At 60.5% G+C, this 6,819-nt stretch carries 7 protein-coding genes; 3 read left to right on the top strand and 4 right to left on the bottom strand.

Annotation, left to right across the window (positions count from 1 at the left end; translation table 11 throughout):
- Both HX823_RS13440 and HX823_RS13435 read right to left on the bottom strand, forming a co-directional pair.
- A partial coding sequence (locus HX823_RS13440; protein ID WP_177075153.1) for a hypothetical protein occupies positions 1-560 on the bottom strand: 560 nt, incomplete at its 3' end.
- A gap of 78 nt (positions 561-638) precedes the next feature.
- Positions 639-1,016, bottom strand: a complete 378-nt coding sequence (locus HX823_RS13435; RefSeq protein WP_038841615.1) for a cytochrome c family protein — start codon at positions 1,014-1,016, stop codon at positions 639-641.
- Positions 1,017-1,216: 200 nt separating this feature from the next.
- Here HX823_RS13435 and HX823_RS13430 point away from each other — a divergent pair, with 200 nt between their 5' ends.
- From HX823_RS13430 to HX823_RS13420, 3 genes are all read left to right on the top strand, one after another.
- The gene (locus HX823_RS13430) at positions 1,217-1,597 is read left to right on the top strand and encodes a response regulator (RefSeq protein WP_038841617.1); all 381 of its coding nucleotides are present in this window, start codon (positions 1,217-1,219) and stop codon (positions 1,595-1,597) included.
- A 195-nt stretch (positions 1,598-1,792) separates the two neighbouring features.
- Positions 1,793-2,407, top strand: a complete 615-nt coding sequence (locus HX823_RS13425) for a biliverdin-producing heme oxygenase (RefSeq protein WP_177075152.1) — start codon at positions 1,793-1,795, stop codon at positions 2,405-2,407.
- Positions 2,404-4,647 carry an ATP-binding protein gene (locus HX823_RS13420; RefSeq protein WP_177075151.1) on the top strand — a complete coding sequence of 748 codons (2,244 nt, stop codon included), beginning with the start codon at positions 2,404-2,406 and terminating at the stop codon, positions 4,645-4,647. Before HX823_RS13425 ends, HX823_RS13420 begins: the two co-directional genes overlap by 4 nt.
- A gap of 115 nt (positions 4,648-4,762) precedes the next feature.
- Here the strand turns inward: HX823_RS13420 and HX823_RS13415 are convergent, their stop codons facing one another.
- Both HX823_RS13415 and HX823_RS13410 read right to left on the bottom strand, forming a co-directional pair.
- Complete coding sequence (locus HX823_RS13415; RefSeq protein ID WP_177075150.1) at positions 4,763-6,079, bottom strand: cell wall metabolism sensor histidine kinase WalK; 1,317 nt, start codon at positions 6,077-6,079, stop codon at positions 4,763-4,765.
- Positions 6,076-6,786, bottom strand: coding sequence for a response regulator (locus HX823_RS13410; protein WP_177075149.1), 711 nt, complete (start codon positions 6,784-6,786; stop codon positions 6,076-6,078). The genes HX823_RS13415 and HX823_RS13410 overlap by 4 nt, the downstream gene beginning before the upstream one ends.
- Between the last annotated feature and the right edge of the window lie 33 nt (positions 6,787-6,819).

Below are 6,819 nucleotides of genomic sequence, written 5' to 3'. Positions count from 1 at the left end.
TCACTCCCCTCTCCCCCAACCAACACCCGATTCCCCGGATCCGTAATATCAAACACCTGCAGCGCACACGCCGCACGGTTGAGCCGGAACTGGAACTCCACCAAATACACCTTGGCCTTTTCCGGGCTGAACGTGTTCATCACCGGCCCGCAGCTGTAGTAAATCCCATTGCCCTGGCTTCTCGCCGAGCTGGACACGGTGAGTTTCTTGCCAGGGTCAGCCTGAATCTCCAATTGTGGAAACCGCTTGAAGCCCGCACTCGCCACCGTCTGGTTGACCTTGGCAATCCAGTTGAAGACTTTCCCTTCACCGGTATCCATCACGGTGCCGAGGGTTTCCAGGCGTTGGTCGGGGTCGCCTTCGCGGCGGATGGCGAATTCGACGGGGTTGGTGCCGCCGGTGGCCTTCATGATGACCTTGGCGTGCTCCGCATCCACGGCCACGGTTTTCTGGCGCAGTTGGATGCCGTCCTTGAGCAGGCTGGGCGAGGAGTCGCGTTGGTTGGATTGGCAGGCGCACAGGGCCAGGGTAATGAGGGAGAGCAGTGCAATTCGTTTCACGGTGAGATGTCCTTATCAGTGAATAGGTGTGATGACTGGACCGGCTTTTAAACATAATGTTCCGCGCCAGCAACACGGTCACTTGGGCTGAAAGGTCTCAAGGTACGCCAGAATGTTTTCAATCTTCTCCTGATCACTGATGCCCCAGAAGATCATCCGCGTGCCACTCACCACTTTCTTCGGCGCCTCGATGTAGGCGGCAAGTTTGTCCCGGGTCCAGACCACGCCGGAGTTTTTCATCGCGTCGGAGTACTGATAGTCCGTGGTGGTCCCGGCGGGCCTTCCGATGATGCCGTTGAGCTCCGGCCCGAACCCACCTCGCGCACCTTCGCCGATGCTGTGGCAACCGCCGCAGGTCTTGGTGAAGAGCTTGCCGCCGGCCTCGGCGTCACCGGCTGCGAAGGCAGGGCTTGTGGTGAGGGTCAGGGCGAGGGTCATCAAAGCACGGTACTTCATGGGGACTCCATTTCTAGATCAGTTCTGGAACCAAAGGGTTGCGGATAAACATATCAATCCTTGAGCACGTAGAAGCGAGCCCTGCACTTTACCGGATAGCACCTCTGAAACGACCATCCATCGCCCCATAGATATCCAATCGAACCTATATAGACGTGTTCTACTCCACCTTAATGAACCCTGATGGTGGAGTAAGGATCATGGCTCAGCCATCGATTTTAGTGTTGGAAGACGACGAGATCATTCGATCGTTAATGGTGGATGTACTGGAGGATTTCGGCGCCGTGGTGACGTCGTTTCCTTCGGCGGATGAAGGGATGATTTACCTGGAACGGGGCGATGACCCGGTGGACTTGATTGTCAGTGATATCCAAATGCCGGGTTTGCTCAATGGTTATGACTTGAGCCGGGTAGTGGCGCATCGTTGGCCGAGCGTCCCGGTGGTGCTCACCTCGGGTAACACCAAGTTGGCGGCTCAGTTAGGGGGATCGGTGCGCTTCCTGCCCAAGCCGTGGAGCAGCGAACATTTGATCGAATGCGTGCAAACCGCGTTGACCCAACAGGGGTTGTCCATGCATTAATGGCGTTGAGACATCGCTTTAACCGAACTTCGCGGCAAGCGCTGCGGTCATTAATGAAGCAAGGAGCGACTTTTCTGATCCGCTGGTCAGCCTTTTCGCCTTGTGCGTACAGATGAAGGCTTTGAGGTGTGTAGAATCGTCGCCCATTTCCACGCGTCATTCATGGCCGAAAGGCCCACAGCTCGAGCTCATTGAATGCATTCACAGGCCCATGACGTTGGTGCGCCCTCATTGCTGGAGGCGTTGCGCACAGGTACCGCCCTGCTGCATGTAGCGCTGGAAAAGCGCCTGCCGTTTTTCACCGAGCGCCTGGATGCCGATTGGTATCAGCGCCTGGTCCAGGCGTATTACGGTTTTTATGGGCCAGTCGAGTCGGCACTGTACGCCAGTGGCTTGATTCCTAATGGCTACGACTGCGCGTTGCGTGTGAAAACACCGACGCTGCTAGGTGATCTCAATGCCCTAGGCCTGGATGACCGAGCTGTCGATACCCTGCCCCGTTGCCTTGAACTCCCCACGTTCGACACTCCCGCTGCCTGCCTGGGCGCCTTGTATGTACTCGAAGGCGCGACCCTGGGCGGCCAAGTACTGCGCCGGGAAATGACCCAGCGCCTGAACGTGAATGCCGAAAACGGCGGTGCGTTTCTCAATATCTACGGGGTAGAGACCGGCCGACGCTGGAAAGACTTTCTTGATTACCTGGGCGACCAGCCACTCGACGCGCCAGCCAGACAGCGCGCCGTGGACGCTGCCCGATCAACATTCAGCTGCTTTGAGCAATGGCTCGACAGCCAGGAGGTACTGCTATGAAACCCGAAGATTTTGAAGAGCTGCTTGCCAACTGTGCCGACGAGCCCATCCGTTTCCCCGGCGCCATCCAGCCTCACGGTGTGCTGCTGACGTTGTCGGAGCCGGACCTGAACATCATCCAGGTCAGCGCCAACGTCGCCACGTTGTTCGGCCATGCCGCCGAAGCGTTGCTGGGCCAGCCACTGCACACGCTGGTAGGCGTAGAGCGCGCCAAGGCGGTTGCCGACATGGCGCAAAACAATACGTTTTTCGATGCGCCGCCCTTGCACGTCACGTTTAACGGCGCGGAATTCGAAGGTCTGCTGCATCGCCATCAGCAGGTGCTGGTACTGGAGTTCGAGCCGCTGCTCAAGGATTTCCGCCCACGGGCGCTGAATGGTCGCACCAGTGACCTGGGCAAAATGCTGCAGCGTTTGCAGTCGGCGAAAACCCTGCAAGCGCTGTACGAAATCAGCGTGAATGAAATCCAGGCCATGACCGGTTACGACCGGGTGCTCATCTACCGCTTCGAAGACGAAGGCCATGGCCAGGTGATCGCCGAAGCGTCGGCACCGTCCATGGAACTGTTCAACGGGTTGTTCTTCCCCGCGTCCGACATCCCGGAGCAAGCCCGTGAGCTGTATCGCACCAATTGGCTACGCATCATCCCGAACGCGGCCTACGAGCCTGTGCCCCTGCTGCCCAAGCTGCGTCCGGACACCGGCCAGCCGTTGGACTTGAGCTTCGCCACCCTGCGCAGCGTGTCGCCGATTCATTGCCAGTACATGCAGAACATGGGCGTGTTGTCGTCCATGAGTATCTCGCTGATGAAGGGCGACAAACTGTGGGGCCTGATCAGCTGCGGCAACCGTGAGCCGTTGCTGGTGCCCAATGACCTGCGCACGGCCTGCCAGACCATAGGCCAGGTGCTGTCGCTGCAAATCAGCGCCATGGAAGCCCTGGACCTGAGCCGTCAGCGTGAAGAGAAAGTCGAGGCCCTGGCCTTGCTTGATCAGGCGATGAAGCGCTCGGAAGCAAACGTGTTCGACGGCCTGGCACAGCAAGGTCAGGTGCTGATGGACCTGACCCTGTCCGGCGGCGTGGCGATCATTGAAGACAAGCAACTGCACCGCTACGGTAACTGCCCGGAGCCGGCGCAGATCCGTGCGTTGCACAAGTGGCTGCAAGAAGGTGGCGAGCCGGTGTTCTCCAGCCATAACCTGTCGTCGGTCTACCCGCCGGCCGCCGAGTTCCAGCAGGTAGCCAGTGGCGTGCTGGCCATGAGTCTGCCCAAGCCTGTGGATAACGGCGTGCTGTGGTTCCGCCCGGAAGTGAAAGAGAACATCAACTGGAGCGGCGACCCGAAAAAACCGCTGGACCTGGAAAACTCCGACGCCGGCCTGCGCCTTCGCCCACGCACCTCATTTGAAATCTGGAAAGTGGAAATGGCCGGCATCTCCACCAAGTGGAGCCATGGCGATCACTTTGCCGCCAACGATCTGCGCCGCTCGGCGCTGGAAAACGACCTGGCCCGCCAGGTGCTGCGCGAGCAACAAGCCGTGCGCGCCCGCGATGAGCTGGTGGCAGTGGTGTCCCACGACCTGCGCAACCCGATGACGGTCATCTCCATGCTGTGCGGCATGATGCAGAAGGCCTTCAGCTCCGATGGCCCACACACGTCGCGGCGGATTTCCTCGGCCATCGACACCATGCAACAAGCCGCCGGGCGCATGAACGTGCTGCTGGAAGACTTGCTCGACACCTCGAAAATCGAGGCCGGGCGCTATGTGGTACGGCCGGTGATCCTGGATGTGAGCCAGATTTTCGATGAGGCCTACTCGCTGCTGGCGCCCCTGGCGATGGAGAAAGGCATTGACCTGTCGTTCAACGCCGAGCCGGGCCTGCAGATCAATGCCGACCCGGAGCGCCTGTTCCAGGTGCTGTCGAACCTGATCGGCAACGCCATCAAGTTCACCCCGCGCCAAGGCAATATCGGTATCAGCGCCATGAGCAATGGCGAAGAAATCGTGTTCTCGGTGCGCGATTCCGGCGAAGGTATTGCGCCGGAACAGCTGCCCCATGTGTTCGACCGCTACTGGACACAGACGGAAAACAACCCGACTGGCAGCGGGCTGGGGCTGTACATCACGCAAGGCATTGTCCAAGCCCATGGCGGCAAGATTGTTGCCGAGAGTGAGGTGGGTCGCGGCAGTGAGTTCCGGTTCACGGTGCCGAAGGTGATCGACGACTCACATACCTGAATGAACGGCTCCGGGGGCTGATTGCTATTCTGTGAGAATCCGGTCGTCGGTGGTGAGCGGGCTTGTTGTGGTGAGCGGGCTTGCCCCGCTCACCACAAGATCCTCGCTTGCCAGTTTAAATGGGCAACACCACTACCGCCTCCAACCCTCCACCCTGGCGCTCGGCCAGGGTCAAGGTGCCGCCATGTTCCAGCACAATCGCCCGAGCGGTGGAGAGCCCCAAGCCGACACCGCCCGTGCTTTTGTTGCGTGACCCTTCAAGGCGATAGAACGGCAGGAACACCTGCTCACGATGCTCAACGGGAATGCCTGGCCCGCGATCCAGTACGCGAACCACCACCTCTCCATTCTTCTGCTGCAACTCGATCTGCGGCGCAGTGCCGTAGTGAATCGCGTTGTCCATCAAGTTGGTCATCACGCGCTTGAGGCCCAATGGCCGGCCGAAATACACCAGGCGCGGCGGGCCGCAAAAGGTCAGTTCGATGGCTTGGTCACGGTAGTCGTCGATCAGGGTTTGCAGTAATTCCGCCAGGTCCAGTTGGGTGGCTTGTTCCAGCCGGGCGTCATCGCGGAAAAACTCCAGAGCGGTGTTGATCATGGCCTGCATTTCGTCCACGTCGCGAAACAGCTTTTGCTGTTGATCGGCGTCCTCAATGAACTCACCGCGCAGCCGCAGGCGTGTCAGCGGCGCGCGCAAGTCGTGGGAAATGGCGGCGAGCATTTGGGTGCGGTCCTGGATGAAATGCCGCAACTGCGCCTGCATGCTGTTGAAGGCGAGGATCGCCTGGCGGATTTCGTGCGGGCCGACCGGCTCAATGGGCGGCGCCCGAAAGTCGGCACCAAAGCGCCGCGCGCCCTGAGTGAAGTGCTGCAGAGGTCGGGCCAGGCGACGGGTCGCGACCAGGGTGACCAGCGCGGTCGAGATCAGCACCAGCAGCACCACGATCAGGCTGCGTGCACCATCATCCAAACCCCAACTGCGCGAGGGCGCGCTGAACATCAGCCAGGAGCGGTCAGCCAATTGCACCAGCAGCGCGTAGCGGCCGTTGCCGTCGGGCCAGTCAGACGGTTCATACGCCTCCATCGGACGAGGTGGGCCCTGGAGCAGGTGCTTGAAGGCCTGCTCGCCCGAGTGAAAGTCGGGGCCGGCCAGAACGGGCAACCCCAAGGCCTGGCGCTGGGCGGCCCACACCACGCTGAACCCTTCGTCACCGACTGCTTGGGCCAGATGTGGACGTTGCGACGGTTCGCAGGCCTCGACCACGCGCACCACCACGGCAATCCTTTCCAGCAACCCGATTTCAGTCAGTGGGGGTCGGGCCCACACACCGGCCAATTGCACAAACAAGGCGTTGAACGCCAATGCAGTCAACATCGCAATCAGGATGGTCAAGGCGATCCAGCGGGCGACGGTATCACGTGGCCGCCTCATGATCGGGTCACGCTGGCGGTGAATTGGTATCCACCGTTGCGCACCGTGCGAATCATCGCCGGGCGCTTGGTATCGAATTCCAGCTTGCGGCGCAGGCGGCTCACTTGCACGTCAATGCTGCGGTCGAATGCATCATGACTGTGGCCACGCGCCAGGTTCAGCAATTGCTCGCGACTGAGCACCCGTTGGGGGTGTTCGACAAACACCAGCAGCAGGTCGAACTCGCCGGATGACAATGGGATCATCACCTGATCGGGCGAGCGCAATTCGCGGCGCGTGAGGTCCAGTTGCCAGCCGGCAAAACGGATCAGCGGGCGCGCGGCATCGCCCAAGGGCGGCCGGCTCTCCCCCGCCCGGCGCAACACCGCGCGCACTCGGGCCAGCAATTCACGCGCGTCGAAAGGCTTGCTCAGGTAATCATCGGCGCCCATTTCCAGGCCCACCACACGGTCGCTGAGTTCACCCATAGCGGTGAGCATGATCACTGGCGTGGCGTATTGCTGGCGCAGGCGCTGGCACAGCAGTAGGCCGTTGTCGCCGGGGAGCATCAGGTCGAGGATGATCAGGTCGGCGGGCTGGCGCTCCATGGCCGCCCACAGTTGGATGCCACTGGCCACGGTCTCGACCGTATAGCCGTGTTGCAGGAAAAATTTCTTCAGCAGGGCGAGGACTTCAAGGTCATCGTCCACGATCAACAGGTTGCTCACCGACGGTCTTCACTGGGCTGGGACAAGGTGTCA

The organism is Pseudomonas sp. P7759 (assembly GCF_013386445.1).
In the GTDB taxonomy this organism is placed as follows: domain Bacteria; phylum Pseudomonadota; class Gammaproteobacteria; order Pseudomonadales; family Pseudomonadaceae; genus Aquipseudomonas; species Aquipseudomonas azotoformans_A.
Note: the sequence above shows the minus strand (reverse complement) of the source record. Positions and strands in the feature narration are given on the sequence as shown.

Excerpts from the sequence above, each read along its gene's own strand:
- HX823_RS13435 (WP_038841615.1), bottom strand. The coding sequence starts at position 1,016 with ATGAAGTACCGTGCTTTGATGACCCTCGCCCTGACCCTCACCACAAGC.
- HX823_RS13430 (WP_038841617.1), top strand. The coding sequence starts at position 1,217 with ATGGCTCAGCCATCGATTTTAGTGTTGGAAGACGACGAGATCATTCGA.
- HX823_RS13425 (WP_177075152.1), top strand. The coding sequence starts at position 1,793 with ATGCATTCACAGGCCCATGACGTTGGTGCGCCCTCATTGCTGGAGGCG.
- HX823_RS13420 (WP_177075151.1), top strand. The coding sequence starts at position 2,404 with ATGAAACCCGAAGATTTTGAAGAGCTGCTTGCCAACTGTGCCGACGAG.
- HX823_RS13415 (WP_177075150.1), bottom strand. The coding sequence starts at position 6,079 with ATGAGGCGGCCACGTGATACCGTCGCCCGCTGGATCGCCTTGACCATC.